Source organism: Nocardiopsis sp. CNS-639 (genome assembly GCF_000381685.1).
Lineage (GTDB): Bacteria > Actinomycetota > Actinomycetes > Streptosporangiales > Streptosporangiaceae > Nocardiopsis > Nocardiopsis dassonvillei.
The window spans coordinates 17422-31362 of the sequence record NZ_KB906882.1; the positions used below are offsets into that span (position 1 = coordinate 17422).

The following is a 13941-nucleotide window of genomic DNA, read 5'->3' on the forward strand; positions in this document are numbered from 1 at the left end:
TGGCGGTCCCCGCCCGCCCCCCCGACCCCCCTCAGGAGAGCCGTTGAGCTACGACGTGGTGGCCCTGGTCGCCGACGAGCCCGACGAGAAGGCGGTCGTTCACGCCCTGGGAGGCGTGGACCCCGAGCTGCGGCTGCACTGGCACGGCGACACCCGTGTCCTGCAGATCCGCGACGGGGACGCCCACCTGCTGGCCACCCTCGAACCCGGGCAGCCGGTGGAGCGTTCGGACGCGGTCGTGCGCCTGCTGGGGCCGGAGGTCGTGGCGGGTCTGCCGGAGACCTTCTGGTGGGTGGAGACGCGCGCCCGCCCCGACGAGCGGGGGCGGGAGGTGGCGCACCGGTTCGCCGACGGGCTCGCGCTGCGGCTCGGCGGGGCGGTGTGGACCTCGGGGCAGGCCGACTTCGGGCTGTGGGAGGAGTCGGAGCACCCGGCGGTCGAACGCACCGCGACCAAGGCGCTCCTGGTCGCCCAGGACCGGGCGGTGGTGCCGTTCTCGTCCTGGCTCAGCGACGCGATGGCCACGCACGTGGGGGAGAGGACGCTCCAGGTGCTCACCCCGCCCACCGCCCGTCTGACCTACGCGGTACGCACCTTCGCGGCCGGGACGCTGGGACGCTGGGTGGTGCGGGGCGAGGACGGCGGCCACTACGACGGCATCACCGGCCTGCCCGTGCGCTGGGACGACGAGCAGGGGTTCCGCGCGGACAGGGAACCGGCCGGGCTGGCGTGGGCGGCCGGGCATCCGGACGCCGAGCCGGTTTCGGGGTTCCTCGCGGACCACGCCGAGAGCGCCGGAACGCAGATCGTGGTGGACGTGTCCGTGCTCCACGGCGACCCCTTCACCCCGGACCTGGGCCGCGTGGCGGAGGTCGTCTCCGAGCACGTGGCGGGGACCGCGCCGTCGGCGTGGGGTCCGCACGAGCCCGCGCTCATGGCCTGGGACCGCGACCGGATGGCCGGTTACGTGCGTGAACGCGGATCCAGGCCCTCGATCCTGTACCTGTCGGGTCCGCTGGGAGAGGGGCGCCCCTTCTCCGGACAGCTCCACCTGGCCCGGCGCGGGAGCAGGGTCCTGGAGCGGGTGTCGGTGGTGACCGGGTTCGAGAACGGGGACGCCGTGCCCTCCGACGCGTTCACGGCCCTGGTGGAGGCGTTGGCGGCCGAGGGACTGCTGGACGGGTTGCGCGTACGCCGCGTCCCCGGGCGCGCCGATGTCACCTACGCGCCGGTGTGGGCGGGGCCCGTGGTCCCGGTCGGACTCGCGGTCGGGCCGGACCGGCTGCGCCGGATCGGTACCGGCCGCGCCCAGGCGGGGCCGATCCCGGGCACGCTCGTCGGCGAGGACGGGGCCCGGGCGGTCTGGTACCCGGTGGTGGAGGACGCGGCGGCGCCCCTGCGCGCCCTGGACCTCATGAGGAGGCAGACGGAGTACCTGTCCGCGGCCTCCGCGAAGAGGGCCTGAGCCTTTCCCGGGGGAGTCCCGTCGCCCTTTTCCGGAGTAGGAGTGACGCACGTCACTTCCACTGTTCCCATCTGGGTGTTCCGCTCGGCTCGACCGCTGACCCCGCGCCTGACCACCGCCGGAGCGGGGTCTCCCGCGGAACCGGGACCGATCGTGGAACGTCACTCCATATGCGCATACTGCTGTTGGAGTCCGCCAGGCGGACCGCGGAGTCGACGAGGGAGGGCAGCGACCGGATGAAGTTCGAACTGGTGGAGCCGTCGGACGAGTCGGACGGGAACGCCGCTGTCGCCGAACCGCGGGACCCGGCGCCCACCGACGGGATCGTGGTCCTCAAGGAGTCGGACGCGGCCTTCCCTAGGCCCGTGCGGGAACGCAGGGCCAGGGCGGTCGAGGGCGTGCGCGCCTCGCTGGAGCTGCTGCGGGCCCGCGTCGCGGAGCAGAGCATGGCCGAGGCCCGTGTCCGTGCCGCCGATGCCCGTGTCCACGCCGCCGAAGCCCCGGAGGCCGGGGCCGGGGCGCTGTTCCACGCGCACCGGTTCGCCGCCGACACCCCCGGAAAGGAGAACCGATGAGCCGGTGGAACATCGACGTCTACGGGGTCTCGCTGGTCCTGGGTGACCTGGGTGACCAGCTCGGTCTCGAAGGAGGCGGGTTCTCCGACACCATCGACTCCACCGCCGACGGGATCGAGATGGCGCTGACCAACGCCAAGAGCCCGCCCGTGGAGGCCGCCCTGTCCGGGTTCTTCGAGCACTTCACCGGCGAGACCGACGCCATGTTCACCCGCACCCTGTCGTGCCTGCAGGGCGCCAACGACGCCACGCTGGCCTACAACCAGGGCCAGGAGGAGATGGCCGCCGAAGCCCAGAGCCAGGCGGGCACCGGCGAGAACCTCGACCTCTGACGTCACCCCCCCGCCCCCCGTACCCCGCCCCCACGGAAGGCCCCCTGGTGAGTTTCGAGCCCACCGAGCCCCAGAACGGCGTGGATCCCAACCCGTTCACGCTCATCGACCCCGACACCATCCCCTACCCCCTCACCGACGTCTGGTCCCTCAACTACGCGGCCGAGACCCTGCGCACCGGCGGGGAGGACCTCTTCGGCGGGGCCGAGGACATGTCCTCCACCTGGCATGGTGTGCAGGCCCACTACAGCGCACCGGAGAGCGAGACGCTCTTCGCCGCGATGGACCCCGTGGTCACCCGGGGAGAGGGCATCCAGGGCGACCTCGCCACCGTCGCCAGCGCGCTGGAGGACCTGGCCGAGGCGGCCACGACCGCGCGCGGCTCGCTCAACACCCTGCGGATCGACGCCCAGAGCCTGTGGAACGCCAACCACGACAAGAAGGTGTGGTGGCTGAACAAGGACGACGAGACCGACGAGTGGGCGCTGGCGGAGAACATCCGCATCAAGGACGCGGTCAACACGGCCTGGTCCACGTTCAACGAGGCCGAGAACGCGTGCGCCACCCGGATCTCGGCGGTGTTCGGCGGCCCCGCCTACGTCTCCCCGGACCAGGCCGCCGGGGACGGCGCGCTGGTCTACGGGCTGCCCACCGACGCCGGTGAGCGCGATGTGTCCCTGGAGAACGCCCTGAGTTTCGAGGGCGTCAACAGCAACATCAACGACTTCACCGCGTGGGCGGGGAGCGAGTTCCACCCCTCCCTGATGGACTGGGGCAATCCCATCGGTCAGGCGCTGTGGGACACGGGGGCCACCGACCTCCTGTGGGGCTCGGCGGTGGGGCTGACGTCCAAGCTCGGGTTCTGGCACCCCGACAACGGGTGGCGGTTCGATCCGCGGGGCCGCTGGGATAACGCCACGGCGGCCTGGAGCGACGCGTGGATGGACACGGTCACCCTGGTCGGTGTCCACGACGAGCACGGGTGGCTGTGGGAGCCGGGGGAGGGCGGCCAGGAGGGCTGGGGCGCCGGATGGGACCGGTGGACCGGCAACGCCTGGGGCAGCCTCACCGAGATTTGGGAGGGGCACACCGCCTGGTCCACGCGGGACGACGGCGTCGCCTACTCCAACACCACCATCGGTGCCAACGCCGCGCTGATGACCGTCGGGTTGCCCCTCAAGGCCCTCAAGATCATCGCCGGGGCGGGGGTGGTCAGCTCCATGGACGCCCCCGGGGGTCCGGGCGACGCGGAGTTCGACGGCTCCGGCTCGGGTTCCGGAGGGGGTTCGGGCTCGGCCTCGGGCTCGGACAGCTTCACGTCGAGGGGCGGAGCGGGAACGCGGGGCTGGCCCAGCAGTCCGCTGCCGGGTGCCGGGGAGGGGCAGCGCCCCACGGGGGAGCGCTTCGAGAACCCGCTCACCATGCTGAACAACTCACTGCTGGACCCCGACCGGTACCGCCCGCCCGCCTCCACCCCGACCACCCCCGTGCCAGACGGCGGCGGGGACCGGCCCTCGCAGAACCCGCCCGCGCCCCAGCCCCAGGACAGCGGCACAACGCCTAACTACCCTCGCGACGATGATTCCTTGGACCACTTCAGTGAGGACGTTCATAACGGCGCTCACCTGGAACGAGAGAACTGGCCCGAAACGACTACGGGAAGTAGCGATGAACTCGGCACCTCTGCCTCGTACACGCGGCCGGACACAGAACTCCAGCGCGGTAACAACCAGGGCGGTGCCTCCCCGATAGTCGACGCTGACTTGACTATCGGCACGGGTGATCTCAGAGGGGAACGGATTGCCGTAAACCCTGACGATGAGAATGTTGACCTTGGAATGCACAGTGAAGGGGGTGCCTCCAGGTCGGCGTATGGAAGCGGCGCAGATGGTATTGCTGATGATGCTTCCGATTCATCGATGAACGCGGACCCAAGGTCAGGTCTCGAATTCGATTCTGACGCGAACAACACGCCTCTTGACGGTCATCGCGACCATTCTGTGCTGGTGGGTGGAGAATCGGATGATTTCACTTTGGAAAGTCGAACCGATTTCCCTAGTGATATTTCTGGCGACATGCCGAGGGAAATCCTTGTCGAGATTGACGAGGCGATTGAACTTGTTGGTCAAGTGCATAGATTTCCTGCGGCGATGGAAACGGTCACTTTCGAGCTTCGGGAATTGGGTGCTGGGCGTGCCGGTAGATATGAACCGGGAAGCCGTACCATTTTGTTGAACCCAGTGAACCCTAATCTCCGAGAAACCTTGGTGCATGAGATTGGGCATGCGATTGACCATGCCATAACAGGATCGCCAAGGCGACTGGCATCAATCATGCCATCGACGCCAGCGTTGAGGGCTTGGGCGTCTACAGTGAGAAGCTCGCCGCAGTATAAAGCACTGTACGCGGAGCCTTCCACTGACTATGTAGACTACATGATTGGTCAGCCGGAGCTGTTCGCGCGCTCGTATGCTCAGTGGGTTGCCGAGCGGACAGGGGATCGTCGTCTCCAGGAGGAGATCCGTAGTCACCTTGACAGGGGAGGGGTTGATCAGTACCGACAGTGGAGGGATGATGACTTCAGGCCGATAGCCCAGGCGCTCGACGAGGTTTTTGCTAATGATTGGAATCTACGATGATCGCTGTTGTTGATGACCCGGAAAACTACACGCTCGAAGAGCTAATCCAGATGTATCTCGATGATGGGTACGACGAACGAACGGCGCGGGCATACGCCAAGATTTTGAAGGACCCCGAGGTGGAGGGTTTCATTAATTAAATTTACTTTGGGGAACTTGGTTCTCTTTGGCTGCCTACTGCTTTCCTGTATTGAGGGCGAGTGATCAAGGGGCTCCATTTTCGAGCCCTTTCCCTGTTTCGGAGAGATTTGGCTACTTGTTCGGGGGCTTCGTGCGAAGGGGGCATGTTTCATCTGTCGCCGCGCCGCCCGAGAGTTGGTGCGTGTCGGACATTCTGTCGCATTGTTGTCGGTCTGAACGCGCCTTGGGGGTAGGGCGAGGGGTTGGGGGTGTCCATGGTGGATTTGCGAGGGGCTGACCTGTCAGGAATGTCCATGGCATACCTTCATTTTATTCAGGCTGATCTCAGTGAGTGCGTATTTAACGAATGTGACTTCTCCAAGTCGGAGCTCAGTGCGGCTGTACTGAACAATTCTCGTTTCGTCGGATCAAATTTCCGCAAGGCTGACCTCTCGGAGTGTGAGGCGCGGGGATCTGACTTCAGTAGGGCCTCGTTCGTTGGTGCCAAATTCTACCGTTCTGGAATCGTTGGATCATGTCTCAGAGGGGCATACCTCAACGCGGCATGGATGCACGAGACGGACCTGCGTGAATCAGATTTGTCGGGCGTGTGGTTCGGTCCGGGTGAAGCTTCCGGAACCACTGTCTTCAAGGAGGCCAAGGTCCTCGGGTGCACAGTGACCGGAGCCGGTGGCTGGGTCAGGGGGACCGTGGACGTCGGCACGGAAAGGGAACCCCGCGTCATCGGTGGGCCAGAGCTTGCCGAGTGGTTCCGGGACAACGGGGCGCCGGATGTGAGAGTCGCGGACGAGGCCTGACCGGGCGGGCTGGTGGTGGCGCCCGCCCACTCTTTCCGTGCGTCGGGGGCCAAGGCGGAGGTTCAGCGGGTGCCGCGAGCGGTGGTGCTGAGGAAGACGCGCCACTCGCCGGGGCCGAAGGTCGGCGTGCCCGGGCCGCGGTCCCAGGTGTCGCGGACTGCGGAGAATGCGGGAGTATCGGTCGCCTTCACGCAGTTGCCGTTGCCGCCGCTGTAGGACGACTCGCGGAATGACGTCGGCATGTGCCCGCCCCCTGCACGGGCGGTCTCGCCCCGTGAGCGGCCGAACTCGGATCAGCTCGCCGAGCGGTCGCCGACGAACATCGCGTTCGTTCCTTCCTGCTCCTGTGCGCCGACTGTCTGGCGGAGCGCCGCCTCGGCCAGGGGCGGCCCGGGCCCGAGGCTCTGCGCTTTCACTCCAGGTGCCGGCACTGAGGCGAGTCCGGCAGCGGCGCGGAAAACCGCTGGCCCGGACCGCCGGGAACCGGTTAGGCTCCCGCCCGTGCCCGAATCGGATGACGTGGCCGCCTAGCGGCGGCCGACCCCAGAGTCCTCCCGCCGCATCAGCGACCACGCCGGTGCGGTACCGCGTGCTGCCCGGCTCCGCCTTTCCGATGCCACGGAGCCCCTCTTGTCCACACGCGACCGCGGCGGGATACTCCTCCTCGCCGTCCTGCTCTCCACGCTCACCTTCCCGCTGGCCATCACCGGCGCCTCGGTGGCCCTGCCCGCCGTCCGGGCCGAACTCGGCGCCACGCTGACCGCCGCCCAGTGGGTCGTCAACTCCTACAATGCCTGTTTCGCCGCCTTCCTCGTGTGCGCGGGGTCGGTCGCCGACGCGGTCGGCCGCCGCCGGGTATACGCCTTCGGCCTCGCCCTGTTCTGCGTCAGCGGTCTGCTGTGCCTGTTCGTACGGGACGTCGCCGCCCTGAACCTGCTGCGCGCGGCGGGCGGCGTCGGCGCCGCGGCGGCGGTCGCCGGGGGCAGCTCGATGATCGCCGCGGCCTTCGAGGGCCCCGCGCGGGCCCGGGCCTTCGGCCTGCTGGGCACGGTGCTGGGCGCCGGTACCGCCTTCGGCCCGGCCGTGGCCGGACTGCTCGTCGAGAACTTCGGCTGGCGGGCCGCGTTCGCCTCCCCGGCCGCCGTGGCCGGGCTCGTCCTCCTCCTCGTGCCCCTGCTGCCCGCCGCGCGCGGCACGGGCAGGCCCGTGGACCGGCTCGGAGCCGTCCTGTTCACCTCGGCGCTGCTCGCCTCGATCGCCGTCCTGGTGGAAGGACCCGCGCGCGGCCTGCCGACGGCGCTCGCGGGACTGGTCCTGGTCGTGGCTCTGGCGATCGCCTTCGTACTCGTCGAACGCCGGGCCGGCGACCCCCTGGTGGACCTGGTCCTGCTGGCCAACCGTCGGTTCGTCGCCCACACCCTGGCCGCCGCCGCGTTCATGGCGGTGCTCGTGCCCCTGCTCGTGTACCTGCCGTCGTACCTGATCGCCGTGGTCGGGCTGGGCGCGGGCCAAGCCGGGCTGTGGCTGATGATGCTCACGCTGCCCACCCTTCTGCTGCCCGCCCTGGGCGCGGAACTGGCCGCGCGCCTGCCCCACACCGCGGTCGTGGTCGGCGCCCTGCTGCTGTGCGCCGCCGGGGCCACGGGGCTGCTCGCGCTGGGCCCCGACGCCACCCCGTGGCGGCTGCTCCTGCCGTTCCTGCTGGTCGGAGCCGGGGTGGGTCTCACCAACGGCGTCGTGGACGGAATGGCGATGGGCGCGGTGCCCGCCGAGCAGACGGGCGTCGCGGCCGGGGTGTTCAACGCCTCCCGGATCACCGTGGAGACGGTCGCCCTCGCCGCGGCCGGGACGCTCCTGGCGGTGCTCACCGGTGGACGCCTGGAGGGCGAGCGGTTCACGGACGCGTTCCACGTCGTGGGCCCGGCCCTGGGCGGGTTCGCCCTCCTGACGGCGGTCGCGGCCTGGTATCTCGGAAGAAGGAGGACAACGGAACCGCACGGCCCGTCCCTTCGTTGAGCCGTCCCGTCCGCGGCTGACCGGCGGGTTCGCGGTCGGGCGCCGACGCGTGCCGGGGCGGGCATCCGCGCCCGCCCCGGCCTCACGGTGACCGCTACCCCGCGAGGTCCTCCTCGTCGGGGCGCGCCGAGTCGGGGCTGAGCGGGTCGTGTCCCACCGACATCAGCCGGTGCCGCCACCGCGCGTCCTCGCGGTGCGGGTCCGCGAGCTGGCCGCGGACGTACTCGGTCACCTCGCGCATCAGCTCGACGTCGGCCTCCGTCACGTCCACGCGGCGTTTGTTCAGCAGGTTCACGACCGCCTCGCCCCTCCGGGACACCGTGTGCCCCGGCTCGGTGCGGAAGGCGTCCTCGCCCGAGGCGTTCGTGAGCAGCCACTCGCGCAGCTGCTCCCCGGTCATGTTCACCACCGCGTGGAACTCCTCCCACGCCTCGTCCACGGCGGGATCGTGCTCAGCCATGCTCTTCCCCCTCGGTTTCGGCTTCGTCGCTGTTCAGGGCCGCCGGTGCGCTCCCCGTGCGACCGCGTAGCCCGCGGCCCCCACCGCGAACCCCGCGGCGCCCAGCAGGGCCACGGTGCTCCGCCGCTGACTCAGTTCCTGGAGCAGGCTGGACTCGCGCGACTCGTCGTCGAACTCGCCGTGCGCGCCGAAGTCGTGCTCGCCGTCCAGGGGACGGAACAGGTTGTCGCGCGCGGGCGGGTGGGCGTCGCGCACCTGGCTCCTACGTCCGGTGAGTCCCAGCTGCCAGTCGAGCACCCTCGGTGCGAACCGCTGGCCCAGGACGGTGGCCACCGTCGAGACCCCCACCCAGTACCGGCGCCGCCTCGGGTGCTCGGCACCCCAGACGATCGCCCGGGCCGCGACCTCGGGCTGGTACACGGGGGCCACGGGGCGCGGGCGGCGGCCGTCCAGGTGCGCGCGCGTCCAGGTGAACTGCGGGGTGTTCACCGCGGGCAGGTGCACCTCCGTCACCCGGACGCCCGATCCGCGGTGGATCAGCTCGGCGCGGACGGAGTCGGTGAACCCGCGTATCGCGTGCTTGGCACCGCAGTACGCCGCCTGTAGGGGAATGCCGCGGTAGGCCAGGGCCGACCCGACCTGCACGATCACCCCCCTGTCCCGGGGCAGCATGCGCTCCAGGGCGGCCTGGGTGCCGTAGACGTAACCGTGGTAGCAGACGTCGGTGACCCGGCGGTACTCCTCCGGCTCCACCTCCATGAACGGCGAGATGACCGTGGCGAGCACGCAGTTGACCCACACGTCCACCGGCCCCAGCTCCGACTCGACCTGGGCCAGGGCCCCGCGCACCGCCTCGGCGTCGCTCACGTCCACCCGCAGCGGCAACGCGGCCACGCCCTCGGCGCGGGCCTCCTCCGCGGCGGCCTCCAGCCCCGCCTGCCCCCGCGCGAGCAGCGCGACGGTGTACCCCCGCCGGGCGAACTCGCGAGCGGTCGCCCTTCCGACGCCCGCGCTGGCTCCGCTGACCACCGCGATCCGGCCGTTCGGTCTCCCGGCCACCTCGGCCACCCCCACACGGGTCGACACGGCCGCTTCCGGCCCTTCGCACCCTCCGCTACCCGGGAGCGCCGCCCGGTATGTGCGTGCCGCGGCAAGCTTCTGAGCTGTCGTTTCGCCGGGGGCGCCCCGGGGCAGTCGCACATGAGGGGTTCCCGGGAACACGACACGACTCGGAGGTGCGGATGGCACAGGGCACCGCGAGCATCGGCGACCACGGCTTCCTCTCGGACTGCCACACCGCCGCGCTCACCACACCCGACGGCACCGTCGACTGGCTGTGCGTTCCCCGGTTCGACGGGCCCGCCCTCGTCTCGGGGATCCTGGACCCGCGCGGAGGCGGATGGACCCTGGAGGTCGAGGGGGCGAGCCCGGCCGGACGCGCCTACGTCGACGACACGCTCGTCCTGGAGACGCTCTGGCGGGGCACGGACACGGAGGTGGCCGTCCGCGACCTGCTCGCGGTGCGAAGGCCGGAGGAGGGCGGGGCGGGCCTGTACCGGCAGGGTTTCCTCCTGCGGGTCGTCGAGTGCCGCTCCGGGAGCACGTCCGTGCGCTCGCGGCTCGACGCCAGACCCGACTTCGCGCGTGCCGAACCCGTGTGGGAGCGGGTGGACGGCGGACTGCGCGAGGCCTCGGGGCCCATGCTGTCGGGTTCCCCCGCGCCCGTGCTCGCACGGGACGGCGTGCCGGAGTACCGCGTGGAGCTGGCCGAGGGGGACACCGCCGTGTTCGCCCTGGACTACCTGGAGGGCGGACGCCGCGTCGGCCTGGGGGAGGGCCGGGCGCTGCTGCGGGAGACCCTGGACGCCTGGCGGGAGTGGTCCGGGCGGACCGACTACGACGGGGTCGGCGCCACGCACGTGCGCCGCAGCGCCCTCACCCTGCGCGGTCTGCTCCACGAGGAGAGCGGCGCCCTGATCGCCGCACCCACCACGTCCCTGCCCGAGTGGCCGGGAGGCCCGCGCAACTGGGACTACCGCTACGTCTGGCACCGCGACGCCGCGCTCGTCGTCCTGGCCTTCCTGCGGCTCGGGCACGCCGAGGAGGCGGGGCACTACCTGCGCTTCCTGCTGCGGATGTGCGGCCAGCCGATCGACTGGGTCCCCCCGGTGCAGGCGGTCGACGAACAGCCGCCGCCTGAGGAGGAGACCCTGGACCACCTCGCCGGACACGCCGGGTCCAGACCGGTCCGCGTCGGCAACGACGCCTACTCACAGCACCAGCTGGACGTGTACGGGCACGTGCTCGACGCCGCGCTGTCCTACGAGGAGGCCACCGGCGGGCTCGGGCGCGGGGACGTCGAACAGCTCTCCTCGATGGTCGACGCGGCGTGCCGGGTCTGGCGCGAGCCGGACGAGGGCATGTGGGAGGTGCGGTCGCGGCCGCGGCACTGGACGAGTTCCAAGGTCTACGCCTGGGTGTGCCTGGACCGCGGGATCCAGCTGGCCACCGAGTCCGGCAAGGCGGGCGGGGACGTCCCGCTGGACAAGTGGCGCAAGGAGCTGGACGCCGTGCGCCAGGAGGTCCTGGACCGGGGCTACGACGCGGAGGCCGGGACCTTCACGCAGTCCTACTGCTCGTCCCACGTGGACGGGTCGCTGCTGCGGATCCCGCTCCTGGGCTTCCTGGAGGGGACCGACCCGCGCGTGCTCGCGACCCTGGAACGGGTGGACGCGGAGCTGGGCGGGGAGGGCGGACTCGTCCACAGGTACGACCCCGAGACGACCGACGACGGACTGGGCACCCCGGAGGGCGCCTTCCTCCTCTGCTCCTTCGACATGGTCTCCGCCCTGGTGCTCGCCGGGCGGGCCGAGGAGGCGCGGCGGAGGTTCGAGGAACTGTGCGGGAGCTCGGGAGAGCTCGGCCTGCACGCGGAGGAGATGGCCGCCGACGGCACCATGCTGGGCAACTTCCCCCAGGCCTTCACCCACCTCGCGCTGATCGAGGCGGCGGTCAACCTCGACCAGGCGGGGGACGGGGAGGCGCTGCACTCGTGGGTGCGCGACAGGTCGAGCGGCGCGACACGACGAAGGAGGACTGGAGCAGATGGCTGACCACAACACCACCGGGGACATCAAGGAGACGATCCAGGAGGAGGCGGAGGCCTACCGGGGCGACAGCGACCAGCCCCTCTTCGGGTACACGGCCGTGGCCTCGGGCTACCTGGCCCTGGTGGGAGTCGGGCTGCTCGCCGCGCGCCGGTTCCGGGGCAGACGCAGGGCCGAGAGCGTGGGGCCGTGGGACCTGGCGCTGATGGGACTGACCACGCACAAGCTGTCCCGGATGCTGGCCAAGGACGCGGTCACCAGCCCGCTCCGGGCGTTCTTCACCCGCTTCCAAGGGGTCTCGGCCCCGGCCGAGCTGGCCGAGGAGGTACGCGGCCAGGGCGCCCGCCGGGCGGTCGGCGAGCTGATCACCTGCCCCTTCTGCACCGCGCAGTGGATCGCCACGGCCTACGCCTTCGGCCTGGTGTTCGCGCCCGGTGTGACCCGGGGGACCGGGGCGGTGTTCAGCGCCGTGGCGGTGTCCGACTGGCTCCAGCTGGCGTACGTGCGCCTCCAGAAGGCCCAGGAGTAGCGCCTCCGTGTCCTTGTCGGCGTCGCCACGCCTCGGCGGTCGATGGGCACCGGTACCGCCCGGCCGTGGCGCCGTCGCGCCCGGGTTCCCGCGTCAGGTCCGGCCGGGAGGGTCCGCCGGGGCCTCTTCCCCCTCCGCGGTGGTCTTGCGGCGTGTCCCAACCGTCCGAGCCCGCCGAGTCGCGGGTCAGAACCCTCGCGCCGCAACGGTGACGCTTCCTGCCAGTCCGTGGGGGCGCCGTGGCCGTCCCGGACACCGCCTCGGACCGGACCGCGGAGAGCACGCAGCGGAGGCGGGGCCGGGCGACCGACCGGTCGCCCGCCCCCGCCTCCCCGCCGTCAGGGCCGGTGGCGCTTTCCCCGTCTCCCGTGCTTCCCGCGGTCGCCGTGCTTCGCGTGATCACCGTGCTTCCCGCGGTCACCGTGAACCTCAGAGCCGTGGTCGTCCCCGTGGTCGCCGTGACCGCAGTGGTTCCCGTGTCCCCCGTGCTCCCGGCGGCTCCGACGGCCCCCGCGCCCTCGGCGTCCCCGGTGGTCCCCACGGCCCCCGGCGCTCCCGTGGCCCCCGCAGCAGCACCCCTCCTGCGCGTCGTCCCCGGAGCCCCCGGTTCCGGCCACCACGCTCTCGGGCGCCTCCCCGACCATGAGCCCGAAGACCACGTGGTCGAACAGGAACGCCCACCGCTCCCGGGGCCGGTGCCCGCGCGCGTGGGCGAGGCCGAGCGCGGGGGCGACGGCCAGCTCGTACGCGCTCCAGACCGCCACCCCGAAGACCGGACCGGCCAGCCGCCACCGCCTCACCCGGCGCGGCAGCAGCGCGAAGACGGTACCCGCCGCCGCCCCGTACCCCCAGTGCGCCAGCTCGATCGCGGCCTTCCTCCGCTCCGGGGGGACGCTCTCCAGCAGGGCGGGCACGCCCTCCGCCAGGACGGCCTCGGGCGGTGTGCGCCGCACGAACCCCGCTCCGACCTCCACCTGCCGCATACCGCTCATGGCCATCGCACCCGCGACACCCCGCACGGCCCCCCTCAACCACGGGTGCTTCGGAGGCGAATCCGACTTCCTGCCCATCTCCTGGCTCCCTTCGCGCGCACACCCTTGCGTGTACCTCCCTGACCGCCCCGCGCCGTCTCCACACGCCTCGACGGGGGAGTGGGTTGAAGGCAGGGGCCCTGGGTAGTTGTGGCGACCACATGACCGGTGCCGAGGAGGCCGTTCGGGGGTAGGCATGGAGGCCCGCAGGGGCACGGACGGGGTCGGACGCGCGTCGATGGCCTGGTGGCACGTACCCGGACAGGGGCCTCCGGTGGTCTGCGTGCACGGCGCGGGGATCTCCTCGCGCCAGACGCTGCCCGTGGTCAGGGCCCTGGAGGGAAGGACGCCCGCCTGGGCCGTCGACCTGCCGGGGTTCGGCGCGAGCACCGCACCCGACCACGCGCCCACGGTCACCGGACTCGCGGACTCCCTCCTCGCGTGGCTCCGCGTCCGCGGGATCGAGCGGCCCTGCCTGCTCGGGCTCTCCCTCGGAACGCAGGTGGTCGCCGAGGCCGCGGTGCGCGCGCCCGACGAGGTGGGGTCGCTCGTGCTGGCCGGGCCCACGACGGACCCCGGTGCGCGCTCGCTGCCCGAACTGGCCGCACGCCTGCTGCGCGACGCCACGCGCGAGGACCTCTCGGTGATCCGCTCCGTCGTCGCCGACTACTGGGACGCGGGAGTGCGCAGGGACGTCTGCAGTCTTCTGGCCAGCCGCGAGCACCGGATCGAGACGGTCCTGCCGAGGGTGGGGCAGCCGACCCTGGTCCTGCGCGGGGGCAGGGACCCCCTCTGCCCCGCTCCCTGGGCGCGGGAGGCCGCCCGGCTGCTGCCCCGGGGACGGCTCGT

The 13941-nt window shown here is 71.4% G+C and carries 13 protein-coding genes and 1 pseudogene; 10 read left to right on the plus strand and 4 right to left on the minus strand.

Features of this window, described 5'->3' with window-relative positions:
- The first annotated feature begins 43 nt into the window (after positions 1–43).
- The 6 genes from G011_RS0126840 (at position 44) to G011_RS31430 (ending at position 5949) form a co-directional block, all read left to right on the plus strand.
- Entirely contained in the window at positions 44–1465 is a 1422-nt protein-coding gene (locus G011_RS0126840; protein WP_019611165.1) for a DUF6177 family protein, read from the plus strand.
- Positions 1466–1635: 170 nt separating this feature from the next.
- Positions 1636–2040 (plus strand): hypothetical protein, encoded by a 405-nt coding sequence (locus G011_RS0126845; RefSeq protein ID WP_019611166.1) that lies wholly within the window; start codon positions 1636–1638, stop codon positions 2038–2040.
- A complete protein-coding gene (locus G011_RS0126850) occupies positions 2037–2372 on the plus strand; it encodes a DUF6507 family protein (RefSeq protein ID WP_019611167.1) in 336 nt (111 codons plus the stop codon). Before G011_RS0126845 ends, G011_RS0126850 begins: the two co-directional genes overlap by 4 nt.
- Before the next feature lie 47 nt (positions 2373–2419).
- Complete coding sequence (locus G011_RS31925; RefSeq protein ID WP_019611168.1) at positions 2420–5011, plus strand: hypothetical protein; 2592 nt, start codon at positions 2420–2422, stop codon at positions 5009–5011.
- Positions 5008–5151 carry a hypothetical protein gene (locus G011_RS32240; protein WP_013155566.1) on the plus strand — a complete coding sequence of 48 codons (144 nt, stop codon included), beginning with the start codon at positions 5008–5010 and terminating at the stop codon, positions 5149–5151. Before G011_RS31925 ends, G011_RS32240 begins: the two co-directional genes overlap by 4 nt.
- A 255-nt stretch (positions 5152–5406) precedes the next feature.
- The gene (locus G011_RS31430; protein ID WP_081643043.1) at positions 5407–5949 is read left to right on the plus strand and encodes a pentapeptide repeat-containing protein; all 543 of its coding nucleotides are present in this window, start codon (positions 5407–5409) and stop codon (positions 5947–5949) included.
- Positions 5950–6011: 62 nt separating this feature from the next.
- Here the strand turns inward: G011_RS31430 and G011_RS31435 are convergent, their stop codons facing one another.
- Positions 6012–6191 (minus strand): DUF397 domain-containing protein, encoded by a 180-nt coding sequence (locus G011_RS31435; RefSeq protein ID WP_081643041.1) that lies wholly within the window; start codon positions 6189–6191, stop codon positions 6012–6014.
- A gap of 388 nt (positions 6192–6579) precedes the next feature.
- Here G011_RS31435 and G011_RS30335 point away from each other — a divergent pair, with 388 nt between their 5' ends.
- Entirely contained in the window at positions 6580–7965 is a 1386-nt protein-coding gene (locus G011_RS30335) for an MFS transporter (RefSeq protein ID WP_019611170.1), read from the plus strand.
- A 94-nt stretch (positions 7966–8059) separates the two neighbouring features.
- Here G011_RS30335 and G011_RS0126875 read toward each other — a convergent pair whose 3' ends face one another.
- Together G011_RS0126875 and G011_RS0126880 are read right to left on the minus strand one after the other, a co-directional pair.
- Positions 8060–8425 (minus strand): DUF3140 domain-containing protein, encoded by a 366-nt coding sequence (locus G011_RS0126875; protein ID WP_019611171.1) that lies wholly within the window; start codon positions 8423–8425, stop codon positions 8060–8062.
- Positions 8426–8458: 33 nt separating this feature from the next.
- Complete coding sequence (locus tag G011_RS0126880; RefSeq protein WP_019611172.1) at positions 8459–9511, minus strand: SDR family oxidoreductase; 1053 nt, start codon at positions 9509–9511, stop codon at positions 8459–8461.
- A gap of 155 nt (positions 9512–9666) precedes the next feature.
- Between G011_RS0126880 and G011_RS0126885 the strand changes: the two genes are divergently transcribed.
- Together G011_RS0126885 and G011_RS0126890 are read left to right on the plus strand one after the other, a co-directional pair.
- Positions 9667–11538, plus strand: coding sequence for a glycoside hydrolase family 15 protein (locus G011_RS0126885; RefSeq protein WP_019611173.1), 1872 nt, complete (start codon positions 9667–9669; stop codon positions 11536–11538).
- Positions 11531–12061, plus strand: a complete 531-nt coding sequence (locus G011_RS0126890; protein WP_013155558.1) for a DUF1360 domain-containing protein — start codon at positions 11531–11533, stop codon at positions 12059–12061. Before G011_RS0126885 ends, G011_RS0126890 begins: the two co-directional genes overlap by 8 nt.
- A 338-nt stretch (positions 12062–12399) precedes the next feature.
- Here the strand turns inward: G011_RS0126890 and G011_RS33055 are convergent, their stop codons facing one another.
- Positions 12400–13053: a DUF1440 domain-containing protein gene (locus G011_RS33055; protein WP_231391602.1), complete on the minus strand. Its 654-nt coding sequence runs from the start codon at positions 13051–13053 to the stop codon at positions 12400–12402.
- Positions 13054–13330: 277 nt separating this feature from the next.
- Between G011_RS33055 and G011_RS31445 the strand changes: the two are divergent.
- A pseudogene (locus G011_RS31445) lies at positions 13331–13912 on the plus strand (alpha/beta fold hydrolase); the annotation flags it as partial.
- Between the last annotated feature and the right edge of the window lie 29 nt (positions 13913–13941).